This is a genomic window from Acinetobacter sp. YH01009 (assembly GCF_013420765.1).
GTDB lineage: Bacteria > Pseudomonadota > Gammaproteobacteria > Pseudomonadales > Moraxellaceae > Acinetobacter > Acinetobacter amyesii.
Window position 1 is genome coordinate 33859 of sequence record NZ_VOYE01000003.1, and the last position, 21655, is coordinate 55513.

General features: G+C 40.6%; 20 protein-coding genes. 13 read left to right on the top strand and 7 right to left on the bottom strand.

Going from position 1 to position 21655, the window contains the following annotated elements; genetic code table 11:
- Positions 1–93 precede the first annotated feature (93 nt).
- The 3 genes from FTT76_RS05255 to FTT76_RS05265 all read left to right on the top strand — a co-directional run bounded on the left by FTT76_RS05255 (position 94) and on the right by FTT76_RS05265 (position 2580).
- A complete protein-coding gene (locus FTT76_RS05255; protein WP_180009492.1) occupies positions 94–456 on the top strand; it encodes a NirD/YgiW/YdeI family stress tolerance protein in 363 nt (120 codons plus the stop codon).
- 131 nt (positions 457–587) lie between these two features.
- The gene (locus tag FTT76_RS05260) at positions 588–1256 is read left to right on the top strand and encodes a response regulator transcription factor (protein WP_180009491.1); all 669 of its coding nucleotides are present in this window, start codon (positions 588–590) and stop codon (positions 1254–1256) included.
- 4 nt (positions 1257–1260) lie between these two features.
- Positions 1261–2580, top strand: a complete 1320-nt coding sequence (locus FTT76_RS05265; RefSeq protein WP_180190134.1) for a HAMP domain-containing sensor histidine kinase — start codon at positions 1261–1263, stop codon at positions 2578–2580.
- Between the two features lie 197 nt (positions 2581–2777).
- On the opposite strand, the gene hemP is transcribed toward FTT76_RS05265, so the two are convergent.
- Positions 2778–2948 (bottom strand): hemin uptake protein HemP, encoded by a 171-nt coding sequence (gene hemP, locus FTT76_RS05270; protein WP_078189103.1) that lies wholly within the window; start codon positions 2946–2948, stop codon positions 2778–2780.
- Positions 2949–3095: 147 nt separating this feature from the next.
- Between hemP and FTT76_RS05275 the strand changes: the two genes are divergently transcribed.
- A complete protein-coding gene (locus FTT76_RS05275) occupies positions 3096–3995 on the top strand; it encodes an NUDIX domain-containing protein (protein WP_180009489.1) in 900 nt (299 codons plus the stop codon).
- Positions 3996–4136: 141 nt separating this feature from the next.
- Here FTT76_RS05275 and FTT76_RS05280 read toward each other — a convergent pair whose 3' ends face one another.
- The gene (locus FTT76_RS05280; RefSeq protein ID WP_257235043.1) at positions 4137–4754 is read right to left on the bottom strand and encodes a tetratricopeptide repeat protein; all 618 of its coding nucleotides are present in this window, start codon (positions 4752–4754) and stop codon (positions 4137–4139) included.
- The gene (gene mrcB, locus FTT76_RS05285) at positions 4696–7089 is read right to left on the bottom strand and encodes a penicillin-binding protein 1B (RefSeq protein WP_168379334.1); all 2394 of its coding nucleotides are present in this window, start codon (positions 7087–7089) and stop codon (positions 4696–4698) included. Before mrcB ends, FTT76_RS05280 begins: the two co-directional genes overlap by 59 nt.
- Before the next feature lie 152 nt (positions 7090–7241).
- Here mrcB and FTT76_RS05290 point away from each other — a divergent pair, with 152 nt between their 5' ends.
- Positions 7242–8180, top strand: coding sequence for an NAD(+) kinase (locus FTT76_RS05290; protein WP_078189100.1), 939 nt, complete (start codon positions 7242–7244; stop codon positions 8178–8180).
- 2 nt (positions 8181–8182) lie between these two features.
- Entirely contained in the window at positions 8183–8449 is a 267-nt protein-coding gene (locus FTT76_RS05295; protein WP_078189099.1) for a YeaC family protein, read from the top strand.
- Positions 8450–8540: 91 nt separating this feature from the next.
- On the opposite strand, the gene FTT76_RS05300 is transcribed toward FTT76_RS05295, so the two are convergent.
- Positions 8541–9539 carry a glycosyl transferase family protein gene (locus tag FTT76_RS05300; protein ID WP_180009488.1) on the bottom strand — a complete coding sequence of 333 codons (999 nt, stop codon included), beginning with the start codon at positions 9537–9539 and terminating at the stop codon, positions 8541–8543.
- A gap of 408 nt (positions 9540–9947) precedes the next feature.
- Here FTT76_RS05300 and FTT76_RS05305 point away from each other — a divergent pair, with 408 nt between their 5' ends.
- Both FTT76_RS05305 and FTT76_RS05310 read left to right on the top strand, forming a co-directional pair.
- Positions 9948–11294, top strand: a complete 1347-nt coding sequence (locus FTT76_RS05305; RefSeq protein ID WP_180009487.1) for a dicarboxylate/amino acid:cation symporter — start codon at positions 9948–9950, stop codon at positions 11292–11294.
- A 171-nt stretch (positions 11295–11465) separates the two neighbouring features.
- On the top strand, positions 11466–12608 hold the full coding sequence (locus FTT76_RS05310) for an acyl-CoA dehydrogenase family protein (RefSeq protein WP_180009486.1): 1143 nt from the start codon (positions 11466–11468) through the stop codon (positions 12606–12608).
- A 145-nt stretch (positions 12609–12753) separates the two neighbouring features.
- Here the strand turns inward: FTT76_RS05310 and FTT76_RS05315 are convergent, their stop codons facing one another.
- Entirely contained in the window at positions 12754–13284 is a 531-nt protein-coding gene (locus FTT76_RS05315; RefSeq protein WP_180009485.1) for a DJ-1/PfpI family protein, read from the bottom strand.
- A 571-nt stretch (positions 13285–13855) separates the two neighbouring features.
- On the opposite strand from FTT76_RS05315, the gene pheA reads away from it, so the two are divergent.
- The 4 genes from pheA to FTT76_RS05335 all read left to right on the top strand — a co-directional run bounded on the left by pheA (position 13856) and on the right by FTT76_RS05335 (position 18863).
- Positions 13856–14965 (top strand): prephenate dehydratase, encoded by a 1110-nt coding sequence (gene pheA / locus FTT76_RS05320; protein ID WP_078194414.1) that lies wholly within the window; start codon positions 13856–13858, stop codon positions 14963–14965.
- 69 nt (positions 14966–15034) lie between these two features.
- On the top strand, positions 15035–16126 hold the full coding sequence (hisC, locus tag FTT76_RS05325) for a histidinol-phosphate transaminase (protein ID WP_180009484.1): 1092 nt from the start codon (positions 15035–15037) through the stop codon (positions 16124–16126).
- Positions 16127–16129: 3 nt separating this feature from the next.
- A complete protein-coding gene (locus FTT76_RS05330) occupies positions 16130–18379 on the top strand; it encodes a bifunctional prephenate dehydrogenase/3-phosphoshikimate 1-carboxyvinyltransferase (RefSeq protein WP_180009483.1) in 2250 nt (749 codons plus the stop codon).
- Positions 18380–18491: 112 nt separating this feature from the next.
- Positions 18492–18863: a hypothetical protein gene (locus tag FTT76_RS05335; RefSeq protein WP_180009482.1), complete on the top strand. Its 372-nt coding sequence runs from the start codon at positions 18492–18494 to the stop codon at positions 18861–18863.
- A gap of 83 nt (positions 18864–18946) precedes the next feature.
- Here the strand turns inward: FTT76_RS05335 and FTT76_RS05340 are convergent, their stop codons facing one another.
- Positions 18947–19471, bottom strand: a complete 525-nt coding sequence (locus tag FTT76_RS05340; protein WP_078194408.1) for a hypothetical protein — start codon at positions 19469–19471, stop codon at positions 18947–18949.
- Positions 19472–19751: 280 nt separating this feature from the next.
- On the bottom strand, positions 19752–20378 hold the full coding sequence (locus tag FTT76_RS05345) for an alpha/beta hydrolase (protein ID WP_078189088.1): 627 nt from the start codon (positions 20376–20378) through the stop codon (positions 19752–19754).
- A 124-nt stretch (positions 20379–20502) separates the two neighbouring features.
- On the opposite strand from FTT76_RS05345, the gene yaaA reads away from it, so the two are divergent.
- The gene (gene yaaA, locus FTT76_RS05350) at positions 20503–21285 is read left to right on the top strand and encodes a peroxide stress protein YaaA (protein WP_078189087.1); all 783 of its coding nucleotides are present in this window, start codon (positions 20503–20505) and stop codon (positions 21283–21285) included.
- Positions 21286–21655: the final 370 nt, after the last annotated feature.

The window sequence follows — 21655 nt, forward strand, 5'->3', positions numbered from 1 at the left end:
AATAAATAAAAACGTCTTTGCAGCTTAAGATTCGACTCATCTTGCTTTGTTTAAATAGCGCTATCGAAATAGACAAAGTAAGAGAGACCGAAGATGACAACATTCACTCAATTGGTATGTGGTTTAGCATTTGCAGGTGTGGCATCAGTGGCAGTTGCGAATACAGTAGTCAATCAGGCTGCAGTTGCACCGATGAAAACCACATCGGTGAAACATGCCTTAGGCTTAAAAGATGATAGTAAAGTTCAATTGAAAGGTTATGTTGTGAAATCGATGGGCGATGAAAAATATCAGTTCCGCGATAGCACAGGCAGCATTACAGTGGATATTGATGATGAACTTTGGCAAGGCAAAGCGATTTCAGCTAAAACACCGGTAACGCTCATTGGAGAAATCGACATTGATTACAAACCGACGAAACGCGTTGAAGTTGATGTCGATCAAGTAAAATTTTAATTTAGCCTGTTATTCATTTCAGTGCTGCTCCATAAAAAACCACGGCTTGCTGTGGTTTTTTTATGATATGAGTAGATATGAGCAAAAGTTCGATACACTGAAGTCGGAACCATAGAAATAGGGTAGGTAAGATGCGAATTTTATTGGCAGAAGATGATGCATCCCAAGCAGACAGTATAAAAACATGGCTTGAAATGGATGGCTATAGTGTCGATTGGGTTGATCGCGGCGATCACGCTATTTTGGCTTTAGAACAACATCAATATGATTGCATACTTTTAGATCGTGGCTTACCAAAAGTAACTGGTGATGAAATTTTAAAACGTATCGTACAGTTGCATCCGCTTACACCAGTTTTATTCATTACTGCTCGGGACAGTATTGCAGATCGTGTAGAAGGTTTAGATCTGGGTGCTCATGATTATTTGGTAAAACCCTTTAGCTTGGAAGAGTTGTCAGCAAGGGTACGTGCCCAATTACGCTTGCATCATCAACAGCGTGATAATTCTCTGACTTTCGGGGATTTAAGTTTAGATGTACAAGCCAAAACGCTGCGTAAAAATGCGGAATTGATTACGCTGACATCGCGTGAATATCAAATCTTGCATAAGATGATGTTAAATCCTGAGCATATTATGACGCGTAGCCAACTCGAAGAATCACTCTATGCTTGGGGGGATGAAGTTGAAAGTAATGCGATCGAAGTTTTTATTTACCAATTGCGTAAGAAGATTGGCAGTGATTACATCAAAACCTTAAGAGGTTTGGGTTATCGCATGAATCTTCCACAACAAAGTTAAGTCTATGAGTGATAAAAAAAGCATTTCCTTACAGTCGCAACTGATTAAAACCTCACTGCTCAGTGCAATTTGGGCGGGAGCAATCTCCCTGTGTCTGATGTTGGGATTTGGTCTTTATCACATCATGAGTGTACATGATGCCCTGATGGACGAAGTGGCTGACATGCTCACTGCTACTGATCTCACGCTGAAGCAAGACGAACAAATAGATGAGCTGAGTGAAGAGTTTGATATGCAATATCAACTCATGCAAGGGTCGCAAGTCTTAACCACATCGGAACAACACACAGCATTTGAACATCAGCCCAATTTAAAACAAGGGTTGCATTATCAATGGAGAGAAGGCGCGCTTTGGCGTAGCTATGCACTTCAGGACGATGGATTAAGGGTACAAATCATTCAACCGATGAAAACACGGCTCAGAGAAACGCTGCAAAGCGTACTAGGCTATGCAGGGATTCTGTTGATTGTCTGGTTGATCCAATGGCTATTACTGCATATTTTGATTAAACGTCAATTGAAAGTTTTACAGCTTTTTTCAAAACAAATCGCTGAAAAAAATGTAGATGACTTACAAGCCATTGTCTTACCTGAACCTGTATTACAAGAACTAGAGCCGATCCAAACACAGCTGAATTTTTTATTAAGTCGATTAGATCAAGCCTTAGAGGCGGAACAACGCTTTACATCCGATGCTTCACATGAATTACGCTCACCGCTGTCTGCGATTCAAATGCGACTTCAGGTATTAAAACGAAAATATCCCGACATTCAGCAGGATTTATTGAGCATACAGCACGATGTTAATCGAGGAACGCGCGTGTTGGAAAATCTACTGATTTTGGCACGGCTCGACCCGACGCAATCGGAGCAATTAGATAAAAAACAAGAAGACTTAGAACAGCTGAGTTTACAAGTCTTTGACGCTTTACAGCCTTTTATTGAAGAAAAACAGATCGAATTGAAGCTACAGACCCAGTCTGTACAGTTTGCTATGAACCCAGAGTTGATGTTTAGCTGTCTACGCAATTTAGTCGATAACGCAATTCGCTATAGTCCTGAGCAAGGACAGGTAAAGATTGATTTAACGGTAACAGCACAGCAGGCGGTTTGGACGATTGAAAATCAAGGTGCGGGACTGACAGTCGCAGAATTGCAACGCATTGGCGAGCGATTTTACCGTGTATTGGGAACGAAGACGCAAGGTTCAGGTTTAGGTATTTCAATTGCCCAAAAAATTGTACAGTTACATCAAGGCCATTTAAATGTGGATGCATCTGAACTTGGTGGCTTAAAGGTACAACTCACTTTTCCAATCCGTTAAAAACACGATTTGCTCTAAGGAATTTAGCGAAAGAGTGTTGTGAGAGGAAGATGAGTGTTGCGATTTAAATTAAGTTTGAGTAGCTATAAAACTTAATTTAACTAAGTACAAAACTTAAAAAAGCAGTAAGCGAATGGCTTACTGCTTGTGTCCACGATTATTTTTATTGCGCTGATAATTATTATTTTTATCAGAAATTATTTGGTCAAAATAAGGCGATTATTTCGTGTTAAACGTAGTCGATATTCTTCACCTGCATGCATAATGCGAATTTCACGTCCTAAAGCAAAAAGGTTGTTTGAATGTAGCATTGGCAGTGAGTGGTGTGCTTCATTGCTACGAGTAAAAAGGCTAAATGGTGCGTTCATTCCGTCGACTCCGTGGTGTATTTCTGAATGGTTTAAATGATAATCATTATCGAATAGGCCTGTCAACGGTAATTTTAGGATTTTATAAAAAAGATAAATTTGCTTACACTTAGATATCAATTGGAACAGAGTAGAGAGCAGGGAACTATGTCTAAACCGCAAATCGATGTCGCCATTGCGATTTTATTGCATCAAGACAAAGTACTGGTGGGTTGGCGTGAAGCAAAACAACATCAGGGCAATAAACATGAGTTTCCGGGCGGTAAAGTCGAGCAGGGTGAAAGTCCTGAACAGGCTTGTCGTCGTGAAATTTTTGAAGAGGTTGGAATTGGTTTACATGACTGGCATGCTTTTGATTTTATTCAACATGAATATGATGATGTCATTGTGAAATTACATTTATTTCATGCCACCGTCCCGCATGCGTTGCTGAATGAAATCCAAAAGCCATGGGCCTGGTATTCGCGTCAACAACTCATGAGTTTGAATTTTCCAAAGGCCAATCAAGCTATTTTGCAGCGTTTATATTGGCAGCAACAGATCAAAATCACCGCCGATTTACCAACACTTGAAACGCTTAAAGAGACGCTGTTGTATTATTGGCGAGTCGATGCCAGCGCAGAAAATGCAGAGGCATTAAATCAATTACCTACCGTGATTTTAAAACAACTGATAATTAATGAAGATCTATGGTCATTACTCTCTACAGAGGTGCAAGCACATATTTCGGCTTTACATCTTAAGCAGCACCAATTGCTGAAAAAAAATAAAGGTGATTTACAGCTTGGGAAGCGCTATATCGCAGCTTGTCATGATCAAGTTTCTGCGCTGCATGCGCAAAAAATTGGCTGTGAGGCTATTTTTATGAGCCCAGTTCTGGCGACACAAAGTCATCCAGAGGCGCAAGGTATGGGATGGGCGCATTTTTCTGAGATTGCACGAGGCATAGAAATCCCTGTTTTTGCTTTAGGTGGCATGCGTCCTGAATTATTGTCTATTTCACAGCAACATCATGCTTATGGGGTGGCAGGTATTCGCAGTTTTTAAATTAAAGTGTGTATTGAATTAAATTTGTATTTAAAGTCGATATTTTAGACTTAAAGTAACTATTGGAAATAAGCTTACTTTTAGTATGTTTTAAATAAAAAAGCCTGATCTCAATTAAGATCAAGCTTTTTTACGGGGTGCTTAAAGAGCTTTAATTGCTTGTTGTGCTTTTTGAATGGTGCTGCTTTTCTTTTGCATTTGACCAGCTTTTAAAACAACATTCCAAAGCTGTTGTTTCATCGGCTTGGTTTGAGCATAGCTTAATCCACGCAGTGCCAACGATTCTGCATTCGCAGGTTGATTTTTTCGATTGGCGATCATTGCCAAATATAAAAAAGTTTCCGCAGATTGTGGTGCCAAACGCTGTGCTTGAGTTGCAGCACTTTCAGCTTCATTCCATTTTCCATTGGCATAAGCGGTTTGCGTAGTTTGCATCAATTTTTTGAATGCAGGTAAGTCACGACCATCATCAAACTTTTGAATTTGGGTTTTCTGCTCAGGAATAACGATGCGTTGACGTTTAATTTCTGGATGGTCATATGGCGTAATAATGACCCCAGAAGAGTCATGGATATCTGCCTTTTTTTCAGGTGGAGCAAGCGGCTTTTGCTCAGGTTCGACTATGGTTTGGCAACCAGCCAAAATGATCGTCAAAACGCTCAGAATACTGAACGTTTTTAAAACTTTAATGTTTTGCAATTTAATTTGTATACTCTCCACTTGAGATGATGCGAGGTTGATCAGATGAACCCTGATCATTATCGACATCACTTTCACGAATGTAGTCACCTAAACTATCATTTTGTTCCTGAGTTGGCTGCGTCTCTTCAGTATCAACTGTGTAAGGTTCTACTTCATATTGTGTCGAACCACATGCCGTCGCTTGATTTGGAATAGAGTTGCGCGACAGAGGAATATACATCGCACCTGTACAATGCTGTGCAGATAAATTACCTGAATAACGGTCTAACCAATGCCACTGTACGCTGTCTGGTTGACGTAAATTAACTGGCTTTTGACGTAACTGCTTCATGACATTGGTCCAAACCGGAAGTGCTCCTGACGAACCAGTTAAGCCTGTAACTTTGTTGTTGTCTAAACCTAACCAAACCACACTTAAATAATTACCTGAATAACCTGCAAACCATGAGTCACGCGTATCATTGGTTGTCCCTGATTTACCTGCAAGTTTGAGTGAAGCTGGTAATGATGCATAAGCAGAACGGCCTGTCCCTGAACTCATGACTTGTTGTAAACCATAGTTCAAGATAAAGGCTGCATCAGGTGCAATAGTCGGTTGTACCGTTAAGCTATAACGATCTAATAAACGACCATTGGCATCGACCACTGAACGAATAGCTTTCACTGGATATTTGAAGCCACCGGTTGCAAAGTTGCCATACACACTCATCACTTCCATCGGTGACATATCGATAGCACCAAGGTAAATCGAAGGGTAGCTTGGAATATTAGAAGTCACACCAAACTTTTTCAGATGGTTAATAAAAGTCGACATACCGAACTCTTGACCTAAGCGTACCGCAGAGAGGTTATAAGAGTTTGATAGGGCATCGACCATTGGTACGACACCATGTGCACCACCACTATAGTTTTTCGGTGTCCAAGCTTTGCCATCACTTTGAATGCTGATAGGACTGTCTTCGATTTGACTCGCCCAGTTATAACGGTTTGATTCTATCGCACTGAGGTAAATCACAGGTTTTAGCAATGAACCGACTTGACGTTTAGCATCCATTGTACGGTTAAAGCCAGTAAAGTCCTGCGTTGAACCGACTGCTGAAACCAATTCACCATTTTCAGGATGAGACACCAGTACCGCGCCTTGTAATTCTTTCAAGCGTGCTGGATTGGCATTACTTAAACGTGCCACAGATTCTTTAAATGCAGTTTGTACACGAGTTTGAGCAATCGGGTCCATCGCGGTGAAAATACGCAGACCTTGATTGGTCAAATCGCTTTCTTGGTATTCGGTACGCAATTGACGACGCACGATATCCATATAGTCAGGGAAGCGAGAAGGGCCCAATGTTGGTTTAGTAATGACATTTAATGGACGCGCTGACTCAGTTTCATATTGTTCCTGAGTTAAATAGCCCATCACTACCATATTGTTTAACACAATATTACGGCGTTTAATCGCACCTTCAGGGTTTTTCCACGGATTAAATAGGGTCGGGCCTTGTACCAAACCGACTAAATAAGCCTGCTGAGCAATATTTAGTTCACGTAGGGGTAAACCAAAATAGAATTGTGAGGCTAAACCATAACCATTGATGGAATAGTTACCGTTTTGACCTAAGTTCACTTCGTTTAAATAAGCTTCAAGAATTTCATCTTTGTCATAGTGAAGTTCAATCAGCATGGCCATTAAGGCTTCGTTGGCCTTACGCTTAATGGTTCTCTCAGGCGATAAATAAAAATTTTTCACCAATTGCTGAGTGAGGGTCGAACCACCTTGACGTTTACCACCTGTGACATTACTCACAATGGCACGTGCTGTACCACGAATCGAAATACCATGATGCTGATAGAAATTACGGTCTTCGGTAGCAATTAAAGCTTGGATTAAAGGCTTAGGCACTTTATCAAGTTTAATCAGCACACGGTCTTCATTGTGCTGAGGATAAATACCACCAATTAACATCGGCTCTAAGCGGGCAATACCACTGCTTGAAGGCTTGGTTGCACTCACTTCAGTGATTTGATCTTCACCAAAGGTCACTTTAAGGACTTGTTCAGGGTCGACACTATCACCAAAGTCAAAACCACGCGTATGGATATAGGTTACATTGCCAGAAGTAACGTAACTCCCCGTTTTCGCATAGCTGTCTTGAGCGTTATAGCCCAAAAGTTTCAGTTCTTGGTTGAGGTCTGCTTGGCTTACAGGCGCATTGGTGTAAATTTCTAAAGGACGAGCAAATACCTTGGCTGGAATATCCCAACGTTGACCTTCGAATTTATCCCGTACAATATTATCTAGACGAATAAGATAAATGCTGAACACGAGAAATCCGCCGATAATCAACAGCGAAAAAATCAGTGCAATTATGCCTATGCCACGTTCAGACTTCATAAATAGTGATAAAACCCTGAGAAATTTTGCTAATCATGCGAAGCTTTTCAGTATTTTGCAATATTTAAACTGTTATATGTATGCAAAATATTGGAAGCTACTTCACTAAAGTCGAAACTTTAAAGTTTTTTTAAATCATTTCTGTTAGTGATATGATACCAATGAGGCGAAGCGGAGCAAAAGCGCAGGTGCAAATTTCACATAAATCATTTCGAAACATTGGGTTGATTGGTCGTCCAGACAAATCATCAGTGATCGAAACCCTATGTTTGATCCACGATCATATTTTGAGTTTGGGATTACATCCTGTATTTGATACGCAAACAGCGCAGCTGGTTCCCTACAATAATACTCAGACGGTCAGCCGTAATTTATTGGGTGAAGTTGTCGATTTGGTGATCGTTGTCGGCGGTGATGGTTCATTGCTTCATGCCGCACGTGCCTTGGTGAAATACAATACCCCTGTGATTGGGGTGAACCGTGGTCGTTTGGGCTTCCTGACCGATATCAAACCGACAGAAGTGATTTTCAAGTTAGATCAAGTGCTCAAAGGTGAGTTTCAGTTGGATCGACGTTTCTTGCTGGAAATGGAAATTCGCTCGAAAGGTGAGTCGATTTATGATGCCGTGGCTTTAAATGATATTGTGCTGCATTCAGGTAAATCGGTACATATGATCGACTTTGAACTGAATATCGATGGCCAATATGTGTACCGCCAACACAGTGACGGTTTAATTGTTTCCACGCCAACCGGCTCTACAGCTTATGCATTATCTGGCGGTGGGCCGATTGTCCACCCAAGTATGGATGCGATTGCCTTAGTGCCAATGCATCCACATACTTTGTCGTCACGGCCGATTGTCGTGGGCGGACAAAGTGAAATTAAAATTTTGATTCGTGAAAACCGTGTTTTACCAATGGTCAGTGCCGATGGTCAACACAGTGTATCATTGGGTGTAGGCGATAGTTTACATATCCGCAAACATCCATTTAAGCTCAACTTATTACATCCACCTGGTTATGACTTCTATATGGCATGTCGTACCAAGCTAGGCTGGAACCAAGATTTTGACTCATTAAAGCAGGATTAATTATGAATATTGAACAGATGCTTGCCGTACTCGATCCTGAAATTGTTGGTCGATTAAAAACGGCAATTGAAATTGGTAAATGGCCAAATGGCGTAGCGCTGACTCAAGAACAACGTCAAATTTGTATGCAAGCGGTGTATGCATGGGAAATTAAACATTTGCCAGAAGATGAGCGTAGCGGTTATATCGACCGTGGGACCAAAGAAGAAGATGAGCATTGCGACTCGCATGTGGAAGAACCTGAGTTCAAGCCGATTCGTTTCGTTTAATCCGTTTTCTTTCTGATTGAAAAAGCCAGCTTAATGCTGGCTTTTTTATTGGCTGATGCATGCCTAAATTTGTTGCTTCATATCTGCTTATTTAAGCGTGACGATTTGCCCACATGGTTTTGGCAGTTTGCATCGCTTCATCAAAACTTGCGACGGCACCCATGGTATACAGTGCAATTCCCATGGTTTCGATGACTGCGATTTCACCATATTCATGTACCTGTTGACCGTCCCAAACGGCTTTAAAGACGGCCAAATCGAGTTCTTCTTCGACGGGACTGCGGTTGTCCGTAAGTTTAGGCAATTCATGTTCATACATTTCACCATCCTTGATGCCACAAATTAAGGTTTTTGCATCGGGGTTACGTTCGAATTCACCACCTTCACCCTTAATGACAGCACTATTTTGATAACCCAATTGGAATGCCGCACGTTGGTGTGATCCACGATAGGCTGGGTGGAAAATCGCTTGCATGGTGGCTTTGGCATTAAACGGATTTATTAGGCGGGCAAGGGTGTGAATTGGGGAACGCAAACCCATCACATTGCGCAGTGAAATTAGATCACTGAGTATTGGCGAAATGACGTCGAGCGGAATATAAGCAAAATGACGTTGTATAAGCTGCTGTTCCACATCTGTATCATTTTGGCAAATAGGAAAACCCAAATACTCTAATACTTGTTCTGTATAAAGGCGGTTAATGGTATGACCTGAAGCGCCATGCATTACGACATTGTAGCCGTGTTTTGCCAGCGTTAATGCGGCCAATAAAAACCAAGGATAATGTTTGCGTTTACCTGCATAAGATGACCAATCTAAATCGACATCAAGCTTTTTAAACTTGAGCTGATCACGTGTGGCTTGGACAAAGCCTGTCAGTTCATCGACAGATTCTTCTTTTACACGCAATAACATCAAGAAAGCGCCCAATTGAACGTCTAAAACCTCATCTTTTAAGATCATGCTGAACGCTTGGTAGGCTTCATCATAAGTGAGAGAACGTGCGCCATTTTTACCTTTACCCACGATACGGACAAATTGCGCAAAAGGATGTTCAAAATCTTTGTAAATATTTCGTTTATTGTTCATGCAAATACTGGGCTTAAAATTAGGACTTAAGGATAGTTTACTTCTATAGTTGGTATTTTTCAGCCTGATAACAGGTTTAAAAAAGGATGTCTTTAGACTATCGTCTAATGATCTCGGTCTATTATTTAACCGAAATTAACATTTGTGGCAGAACAAGCCATTAAAAAACAGGTAAAATTTAACCTACTTTAGTATGTGTTTCATCTCCTGATCAATGCGCTGATTTTATATCAGGTCCTGATGTGATTATTTAATCACCATACATATTTCGTTTTTCTGTATTTGGCTAAGTCAAATACCTTTGGTGCTCTTTTGTCGAAGACAAAGGGGTTTTGGGCTGTTTATTTTTTGAAAATAGACAAAAACTGAATATTTCTTTGAAGCAGAAATATATCGTGAAGTAATGTCATGGCTAAAAAACCAATTTATAAGTCACTATATTTTCAAGTGATCGTTGCCATTATTGCGGGTGTATTGGTGGGGCATTTCTCACCAAGTGGCACACAAATTATCAATGGTACCGAGCAATACGTAAAAGGCTGGGGTGAATTGTTCTATCCACTAGGACAAGGTTTCATCAAGCTGATTAAAATGATTATTGCACCTGTGATCTTCTGTACCGTGGTGAGTGGTATTGCAGGTATGGAAAGCATGAAATCTGTGGGTAAAACAGGTGGTGTCGCTTTACTATACTTCGAAATTGTTTCGACCATCGCACTCATCATTGGTCTTGCAGTAATTAATATTGCAAAACCAGGTGTAGGCATGAACGTAGATCCAGCATCTTTAGATACTTCAGGTATTTCTAAATATGTTGAATCTGGTGCAGCACAATCTACCCAAGATTTCTTTATGAATATCATCCCAAACACCGTTGTTGGTGCGTTTGCTGAGGGTGAGATTCTTCAAGTTCTATTATTTGCCTTATTATTTGGTTTTGCATTGCATAAACTTGGTGATGCAGGTAAGCCTGTATTGAAGTTTATTGATCAAATTGCACATGTATTCTTTAACATTGTAAACATGATCATGAAGCTTGCGCCAATTGGTGCCTTCGGTGCGATGGCTTATACCATTGGTAAATATGGTATCGGTAGTTTGGCGCAATTGGGTCAGTTGATCATCTGCTTCTATATTACCTGTTTGCTGTTTATTTTTCTTGTGCTTGGCTCAATTGCACGTATTTGCGGTTTCAGTATCCTCAAAATGATTCGTATGATTCGCGAAGAACTCTTGATTGTACTGGGTACGTCATCTTCTGAATCTGTACTACCACGTATGTTGAAAAAACTCGAACTTGCTGGTGCAGAAAAATCTGTAGTGGGTCTGGTTATTCCAACAGGTTATTCATTTAACCTAGATGGTACGTCTATTTACCTGACTATGGCGGCGATCTTTATTGCACAAGCGACCAATACACCGCTTGATATTTCGCATCAGATCACGTTGTTGTTGGTCCTACTCATCTCATCTAAGGGTGCTGCGGGTGTGACGGGTTCAGGCTTTATTGTCATGGCTGCAACATTGTCTGCTGTGGGGCATATTCCTGTTGCTGGTTTGGCATTGATTCTTGGTATTGACCGTTTCATGTCAGAAGCACGTGCATTAACCAACCTTGTCGGTAACTCATTGGCAACGATTGTGGTTGCGAAATGGGTGGGTCAATTAGACAAAGAAAAACTGGATTTTGCTTTGGCAAATCCTGAAGAAATTGACCGTCAGATGCAAGAAGAAGGTAATGCACATCATGCCTAAGGCTGATGCTGTGATGTAAAAGATGTGAATTAAAAAGGAAGCTTCGGCTTCCTTTTTTTATGCAGGACTAAAGCTAAATTTGAACGCTTTAGTTTTTAGGCATGACGGCTGTTCTAAACTGCAATAGGATGGAGTTCAACAAAACAACAAACTCAACCAAGGAAGAAACACATGCTGGCTTATGATGCAGACTTAGAATTATTTCGAGATAACTTTCGCCGTTTTATGGCAGAGCATGTCGCACCACATTATGAGCAATGGGAACGTGAAGGCATTATGCCGCGTTCAGTATGGAATGCCTTGGGTGAAAATGGCTTTTTATGTGTCGATGTGCCTGAAGAATATGGCGGCTATGGCGTCCCAACGCATTATTCACTGATGCTAGTTGAAGAATCTGCGCGCGCAGGTTTTAGTGCATTATCGACAGGTATTTCATGCCATTCTGAAATTGCAGCACCGTATATTTTGCACATTGGTTCAGAAGAACAAAAACAATATTGGTTACCGAAAATGATCACAGGTGAAGTGGTCGGTGCTATTGGTATGACAGAGCCGGGAGCAGGTTCGGACTTGCAGTCTATGCGCAGTAGTGCAATTTTGCAGGGTGATTATTATCTTCTCAATGGTTCGAAAACCTTTATCTCAAATGGTCAACATGCAGACTTAGTAGTATTGGCGGCGAAAACCGATCCGCAAGCACGTGCCAAAGGTGTGTCACTACTTTTAGTCGATACACATTTGGATGGATTTAAGAAAGGTACCAACCTCGACAAAATTGGTCTGCATGCGCAAGACACTTCAGAGTTGTTTTATGACAACGTCAAAGTGCCAAAAGAGCAACTTTTGGGTCAAGCTGGACAAGGCTTTGCTTACTTGATGCAAGAGTTACCGCGTGAACGCACCGCAATTGCCTCGACTGCAATTGGTGCGATTCGTGGTTCCATTGATGTGGCAACGCAGTATGTTAAAGAGCGACAAGCCTTCGGACAGGCGATCGGACAGTTCCAAAATACTCGTTTTGTCTTGGCACAGGCTAAGATTGACGAATTGGCTACAGCGGCATTTTATAATCAAAATGTTGAGCTTTATATGCAAGGCAAACTTGATGTTGAAACTGCAGCAGCCCTCAAGACCTTCTCTACCGATATGCAAATGAAAGTGGCCCATAATCTACTTCAATTATTTGGTGGCTATGGTTATATGACCGAATATCCAATTTCACGCTTTTTTGTCGATGCACGTATTCAGCAAATCTACGGTGGCACCAATGAAATTATGAAAGAAATCGTGGCACGAAGTATTTTAGGTCGATAAACAATTTATCAGGCTGAAATTAAAATAGCGAAGTGAAGACTTCGCTATTTTTTTTAGGATGTATTTCTATAGAGACGATGTATTTCTATAGATTTGCTTATTTGAATTAGATTGTGCGGTTGAGTGTAAGTGAATATATTGAGACCTATGATAATGACGGTTGCCCCAAAACTTGCAGACAGACTTCAATAAATTCAGGGGTATCTAAAGTACTGCGAGACGATATATACAGGTTATTATCATTCACGACCGATTGATCCGACACCACCACACCTGCGTTTAGTAAAGCAGATTTCAGCGTTTCAGATTGGGCGAAATGGCGACCTTGTATGACACCAGCTTCTAATAACAACTGTGGACCATGGCAACTGCTCAAGATCGGCTTTTGGCTATCTGCAAAATTACGTACAAAATAGATAAAACGGTCATCTAAAGCGAGTTTCTCTGGGGAATAACCGCCGGGAATAAACAAGGCATCAAAATCATTCACAGAGGCGTCGTCGATACTTTGGTCAATGGTGATCTGGGAACGGCGTTTAATGCCGTGAACGATTTTTCCAACCTGATCTTCGATATTGATAATGCTGTGCCGAGCGGCTCGAAATGCCTCTACAGGCTCAAGATACTCAATATCTTCAAAATCGTAGGTCACTAACACTGCAATTTTCTTGTGCATACTTGTACCTATGGGTCTGTTATTTTTTTTCTGATATTTAGACTACAAAGCAATGATAAAAATTACCTGTGTCTTTTGTAATAAATGCGTCAATGACTGTAAACACTAGATGAAAGTGCCTATTAAGTCACTGAAAAAACGATCAATGACCAAGTGTTTATACAGATCATCTTTAAGTTTCAAATTATTTCTATGCCATGAAAGCCAAGTTTTGAATTTTTTATTTTGCTGCAGGTATTGAGAGCAAAATTTAAAAATGAAATGACCAATGAAACAAATTGATTGATGGGCTTATACAAGGAGATGGATCTATTCAAATTAGCTAGAAAGGAGAAGGGCTACTTATTGTGCTGCTCAAGATGAATGATCAATAAAGCCGTCAAAAGGTAAGATTTGCCTTAATTATGGCTTTACCTATCAGTTTGGCTGTTTTGGCTCTTAAGTTAAGCTGATGAAGCTTTAATCAACTGTATGTTTTTAAGGCTGAAACCATCAAAGTCGTATTGCGCAACATTTGAAAGCTAACTATTGTTATACTGTTTGCAAAATTTTTTTGAAGGGCGACATAGCAATGATCAACGATGATCAAAACACTCCGACTTCTCTGGACTTAGCTCAAATTCGTGAAGATATCGACTCTGTTGATATGCAGATTCAACAACTTATCAATCGTCGTGCGAAACTAGCTGAGGCAGTTGCAAAAGCAAAATTTGCTGCTGAAGAGAATCCACTGTTTTATCGTCCTGAACGTGAAGCACAAGTTTTACGTAAAGTTATGGATCGTAACGAAGGCCCATTGTCTGATGTGACAATGGCACGTTTATTCCGTGAGATCATGTCGGCTTGTTTAGCCCTTGAAGCACCGCAAAGTATTGCGTTCTTAGGTCCAGTTGGGACATATACACATTCGGCGGTGTTGAAACACTTTGGTCAAGACGCTGTTGTTCGCCCTCTTCCAACGATTGATGAAGTATTCCGCGAAGTAGAAGCAGGCAGTGCGCACTATGGTCTTGTGCCTGTAGAGAACTCATCTGAAGGTGTAGTGAACCACACCCTAGATTGCTTCAAATCTTCACATCTGAATGTTATTGGTGAAGTGGAGCTGCGTATTCATCACCAGTTCCTAGTGTCTGAAAACACACGTAAAGACAGCATTAAACAAATTTATGCTCATCAACAAACTTTGGCGCAATGCCGTGGTTGGTTAGATGCTCATTATCCAGGTGTAGAACGTGTTGCACTCAGTTCAAATGCAGAAGCTGCACGCCGTATTCGCAATGAATGGCACTCAGCAGCAATTGCTTCTGAAGTCGCTGCGAACATTTACAACCTTGAAATTTTGCATAGCAATATTGAAGACAATCCTGAAAATACTACTCGTTTCTTGGTGATTGGTCGTGAGAAAGTACCGCAATCGGGCAATGATAAAACTTCATTGTTGATTTCTGCGCATGACCGTGCGGGGGCCTTACTTGAAATTCTTGCACCGTTTGCCAAGCATAATATTAGCTTAACAAGTATCGAAACACGTCCTGCATTACCAGAAAAATGGGCTTATGTATTCTTTGTGGACTTGGAAGGTCATGTTGAGCAAGAAAACGTGAAAGCGGCAATTGAAGAAATTCGTCCGTTAGTAAAAGAAATTCGTGTATTGGGTTCATATCCGATTGCTGTTCTTTAAGATCACAACTGTGATCAATTCCATCAGGAGTTGATCACCTTCATCATTTGAAAAAACTGGAAGTGTAAAATGACGTTTGTCCCAGCCAATGAAGGCATTGCAAAGCTAAAGCCTTACCAACCAGGTAAACCAATTAGTGAACTTGAGCGTGAGTTGGGTATTACAGATATCGTAAAACTCGCATCAAATGAAAACCCATTGGGTTGTTCTGACAAAGTGAAAGAAGCGGTTGCTGCTGAACTTGCAGAAATTGGTCGATATCCTGATGGTGGCGGTTTTATTTTGAAAGACCAAGTTGAAAAACAATTTGGTATTGCACATGACCGCATTACGTTGGGTAATGGTTCAAACGATCTTCTAGAAATTTTCGCTCGTGCTTTTGTTTCAGAGCAAGACTCTGTGGTGTATAGCCAACACGCATTTGCTGTGTATGGTCTGGTGACACAAGCCATTAATGCTGAAGCGATTGAAGTGCCTGCAAAAGGTTTTTCACATGACCTAGATGCAATGGCTGCGGCAATTAAAGACAATACTAAATTGATTTTTATTGCGAACCCAAATAATCCAACAGGTACATGGTTTGAAGAAGCTGAATTTGAAGCGTTCATGCAAAAAGTACCTGCAAATGTGATTGTGGTTTTAGATGAAGCTTATGTGGAATATTTCCCAGAAAACTTCAACAGCTTGAAATTCTTAGATCAATACGCAAACTTAATTGTGAGCCGTACCATGTCAAAATGCTATGGCTTGGCTGCACTACGTGTAGGTTTTGCTTTGGCTTCAGCTGAAGTGACGGATTTCCTTAATCGTATTCGTCAACCCTTTAACGTAAACCATCTTGCAATGGTGGCTGCTGTTGCTGCACTCAAAGATGAAGCGTTTATTGAAAAATCACGTGTAGTCAATAAAGCAGGTATGGCGCAACTTGAGTCAGGATTTGATGCTCTAGGTTTAGCATATGTGCCTTCACGTGCGAACTTCATTTTAGTTAATGTAAAAGCAGATCCTGCACAGACCTTTAATGCTTTATTAAAAGAAGGTGTGATTGTTCGTCCAGTTGGTATCCCTGAGCATTTACGTGTATCAATTGGGACTGAAGCTGAAAATGCTAAATTCTTGGCGGCATTAGCTAAAGTTTTGGGCTTAGAGGCTAAAGCTTAAGTCATGTCTGTGCCACTATTTGAAAAAGTTGCTTTTATTGGGCTTGGTCTGATTGGCTCAAGCCTAGCTCGCGTCATGATTGCTGAAGGTTTGGCTAAGGAAATTGTGGCGTCTACGCGTTCACAAAAAACTTTAGAAGATGCAAAAGCTTTAGGGCTTATTCAGCAGGGTTATAGCGATCCTGCTGAAGCGGTCAAAGGTGCAGATCTTGTTGTTTTGGCTTTACCTGTTCGTGCGACACAAAAAGTCCTTGAAGCGATCAAACCTTATCTATCCGAACAGACGATTATTACCGATGTTGGAAGTACCAAAGGCAATGTTGTTGATGCAGCTAAAGCGGTTTATGGTGAGCAATTACCTGCTGGTTTTGTACCGGGGCATCCGATTGCGGGGGCTGAACTAACAGGTGTGCATGCCGGTAAGGTAGATTTATTTGCTAATCACAAAGTGATTTTGACACCATTACCTAGCAGTGCAGATTGGGCTGTAGAGAAACTGATTCAATTGTGGCAAGCTGCCAAAGCGGAAGTGATTTGCATGGATGTGGAAAAACACGATGAAGTGTTGGCCCATACCAGTCATCTTCCGCATTTGATGGCATTTAACTTGGTTGAGCAACTTGCGAACCGAGAAGACAATTTAGATATTTTCCGTTATGCCGCTGGCGGTTTTCGTGATTTCTCACGCATTGCTGCAAGCGACCCACATATGTGGCATGACATCTTTTTTGCCAATAAAAAGGCAATTTTAAATGCGGTAGATGGCTTTGAAAAACAATTGGCTATTCTTCGCAAACTGATTGAAGATGAAAATTCACAAGCGTTGATGGGACTGTTGGGGCATGCACAAGCGGCACGTCAACATTTCAATCACATGCTCGCAAAGAAACCACTGATGGAGAAAAATAAAGTGACGACACAGCAATTCAAAATTTTACCGGGTCCAAAGCAATTCCAAGGTAAATTTACTGTGCCAGGTGATAAATCTGTGTCACATCGCTCTATCATGTTTGGTGCTATTGCAGAAGGCACAACGCATGTCACTGGTTTCCTTGAAGGTGAAGATGCCTTGGCAACCCTCCAAGCATTCCGCGATATGGGGGTGAGTATTGAAGGCCCTAAAAACGGCGAAGTCACCATTCATGGTGTAGGCATGCATGGTTTAAAAGCACCTGCTGGCGCTTTGTATATGGGTAACTCAGGCACTTCCATGCGCTTGCTTTCAGGCATGTTGTCGGCACAGAAGTTTGATTCGGTGATGACGGGTGATGCGTCATTATCAAAACGTCCAATGGAACGTATTGCAAAACCATTACGTGAAATGGGTGCGCAAATTCAAACCACAGGTGAGCGTGGTACGCCGCCCGTATCTATTTCTGGAGGTCAAAACCTTAAAGGTATTCACTACGACTTACCAATGGCATCTGCACAAGTAAAATCTGGTATTTTGTTGGCAGGTCTTTGGGCGGAAGGTGAAACTGTTGTCACTGAGCCAGAACCGACACGTGACCATTCTGAACGTATGCTTCGCGCATTTGGTTATGACGTGAAAACAGAAGGCAACCGCATTTCACTTCAAGGTGGCGGCAAGTTAGTCGGTACGGACATTCAAGTACCCTCTGACATTTCATCTGCAGCATTCTTTATGGTGGGTGCAGCGATTACTGAAGGTTCAGATGTCACACTTGAAGCGGTCGGCATTAATCCAACACGTACAGGTGTAATCGAAATTTTAAAACAGATGGGTGCTGACCTGACTGTTGAAAATGAACGTATCGCTGGCGGTGAGCCGATTGCAGATATTCGTATTCGTGGTTCACGTACACTCAAAGGCATTCATATGCCAGAAGATCAAGTGCCATTGGCGATTGATGAATTCCCAGCGTTATTTATTGCTGCTGCATGTGCAGAGGGTCAAACCATTTTGACTGGTGCAGCTGAACTTCGAGTGAAAGAGTCGGATCGTATTCAAGTGATGGCAGATGGCCTAAAAATTATGGGTATCGATTGTACGCCAACCGAGGACGGCATTATCATTGAAGGTCAAGGCAAAGCGGGTGAGTGGGGTGCAATCTTCACAGGTGGTGAAATCGAATCACATCATGACCACCGTATTGCAATGAGCTTCTCAATGGCAGGTTTACGTACTTCGGGTGAAATTAATATCGTGGGTACAGAAACTGTTGCAACAAGTTTCCCAACATTTACAGAGCTAGCGACTCAAGCCGGTTTAACGATTGCGGTAAGTGAATAAATAATTCACTAAATTTGTATATTTATTCAACAACAGCCAAGCAAATGCTTGGCTGTTTGGTTTTAATTGCTTATGCTAAAACTATACAACAAGAATGTCTTTGGATAGATACATGAGAAAACTACAATTCACCGCCCATAGCGATTCAAATCGAGTTGAAAGCAGTACTGATACTCAAACTCAAGTGGCTGAGTTTTTAGCAAGTAAGCTTGAGAAATATGGCTTTCAAACATTATCGCAAAGTGGTGATCAGATTGCAGTCAGTGTCGATCAGCATGAATTGCCACTTTCAGTGACATGTCAGGGGCAGGATGAATCCGGTCGTCTAGTCTGTGAAATTACCTCTTATCCAGATGAAGACCAAGATTGGTTAGATCGTATTACCGAGCAAAGTCTATTGAACCAATTGGCTCAAGCGGTTGAAAACAGTTTAAAAGAAGAAGAGTCATATAGTGAGTTTCAATGGAAACAAATGACAAAGTAATCTGAAAAATTGAATTAAAAATCATCCATAAAAAAGCAGCATAGCGCTGCTTTTTTGTTTTTTAACGGAATGTATTTACAACGTTATAGACATTCAATATTGATAGGATTAATAGTTCGATTGCTCTTTTTCACATAGTCACACATTTTTTCTGACTCTTGTTCATTGAGTCCCCAAAACACGATCACACCACGTTGATCAGTCAATTTACTATCGCTTAAATAAATATAATGGGTGTCATGATATTTTTTATCGAGCATATCTTTATATTTTTGATCGGTAAAAGATGAACAAGACGAAATTTCAGCTTCTTTACACACCGAGTCACTCGAACAGCGTTGCTTAAAGGTTGAAATCATATTCATGGTGTCAGTGCTGTTGAGTTGGGCTTCACACACTTGGCTGTTGGGAAAGTCGTAGACCATTTTTAAGCTAAAATCACGACCATCGACATTCATCTTGTATGACGCAGTCAAATAGGCTTTGGGACCATCGTTCGCAGCAACCGTAGACGCTGGCAAATTTGTCGTTGTGGATGGGGTTGAATTAAAATAATAGACCAAAGCTGCAATGCTTAGACTTAAAATCACAGCAACAATAAATTTCATTTTTCCCTCTAAATTTTATCTTAATTTTTCTGGGTATTATTTCTGTAGTTGATTATTTAAACAAGTAAATAATTGGTTTTTAGATAAAAAATTGAGGCGTAATCAAAATTAAACGAGCATAGGCTTAAGTCATTACATGTTGAACGAATTGTGATTACTAATGCAAAAAATGGATAACTCGACAAGCGAGTAGTTCAGTTTATCTGAAATATTGGGGGAATAGAGCGTTCGCTAGGCAAAAAAAATGAGCCAGTTAAGCTGACTCATTTTTTTGTATTTTTTATACTAAAAAGCGTGAAATCGCGATACGAAGCTGTTTTAGATAACCTGTAAAGAAGTGGTTTGCACCTGGCAAAACCGTGATTAAATGGCGCTGTGGTTTGGCCCACTGAATCAAGTCAGATAACAGTGTGACATTATCTTCTTCACCATGAATAAATAAAATATCACCCTTAATATGCGGAGTCACATAGTGACGCACACCTGCAACTGTTGTGGTTGGTAGGCCACATAAAATAGTTTGTACAGGCTGCAATTCTACTGGCAATAGGGCATAGCATTTAGTCATGACATTTGCACCAAAACTAAAACCGCCTGCATAAAATGGCAGGTTCGGATGTTGGTTGCGAGCAAATTCAATGACTTGCATAGTGTCTTTGGTTTCACCATTGCCTTCGTCATGTATTCCTGCACTTTGGCCAGAACCACGGAAACTTGGGCGGTAAACAACATAGCCACGTTCTAAGAACATTTGCGCTAAAAGCACAGGGACTTTGTGCTGTGGTGTACCACCTTGCAATGGGTGAGGGTGTGTAACTACCGCGAATCCTTTCACTTCACCCTGTGGATAATCAACAAAAATTTCAAGTTGACCCATCGGCCCTTGAATGAACATTTGTTCTGACATAATGACTAAAATGTGAAAGCGGGAGAGTCTATAGTTTACAGATTAATATTATCTAAAACACAGATTGGATTTAAAAATACTCTACTGTTATAGTTTGTTTAATTAAAAATTAATCAGGATGTTTATGCTCGCTTTAATTTCTCCAGCAAAAACTTTAGATTACGAAACCGCTTTACCGACTGAAAAATTCACTCAACCACGGCTATTAGATCATTCTGAAGAATTGATCTCAGTCGCACGTAAATTGTCGGCAAGTGAAATTTCAAGCTTGATGAGTGTCAGTGAGAAAATTGCGACTTTAAATGTTGAGCGCTTCCGAGATTGGCAGCCTGATTTTGATTTTGCCAATGCACGTCAAGCAATTTTTGCCTTTAAAGGTGACGTGTATACCGGTTTAGATGCTTATCAACTTGCAAATACTGACCTTCAATACGCACAAACCCATTTGCGTATGCTCTCGGGTCTCTACGGTTTATTGCGTCCACTGGATTTAATGATGCCATATCGTTTAGAGATGGGGACCAAGTTGCAAAACCCACGTGGACATAACTTGTACGAGTTTTGGGATAATACAATCACCAATCTCATCAATGACGATTTGGAAAAAGCCGGCTCTGAACTTTTGGTCAACATCGCTTCAGATGAATACTATAAGTCGGTCAAAGAATCAAAAATTAAAGCCGAAATCATCAAACCTGTTTTTCTGGATCAAAAGAACGGCAAATATAAAGTCATCAGCTTCTATGCCAAAAAAGCACGTGGCCTAATGGCGCGTTATTTGTTGGAAAATAAAATTGAACGTATTGAAGATATCAAGTCGTTCAATACCGATGGTTATTATTTCGATGCAGAGAGTAGCTTAAAGGGCGAATTGGTCTTTAAGCGAGACGAACAACAAGCCGCTTAATTTCGAAATTGAAAAACTTAGACCGAAAAGAATATGAATAGCCGCTGCTTAGAACTCAGCGGCTTTTTTTATCTTCTTCATTCGAGATGTAATGGTGGGTCTGTGAAATTGATCGTGCTTTAAATTTCGCAGGTGAAATGATCTATGATTTGAGGCTTTTTGCGGAAAAGGCTTCGAAAAAACATTCAGTTATTATCTTGTCTATCAGTCTAAAATATATTACAAAGTTAACATTGATCGAACAAATAGCTTATTAAATGACTTAATAAGATATAAAATTGTGAAATACATCACTTTTTTGTTTAAGTTTTTTGTTATTATAGCTAAATATTTAAACATGAATAAAATTTTGTTATGAAAAAAATACTGA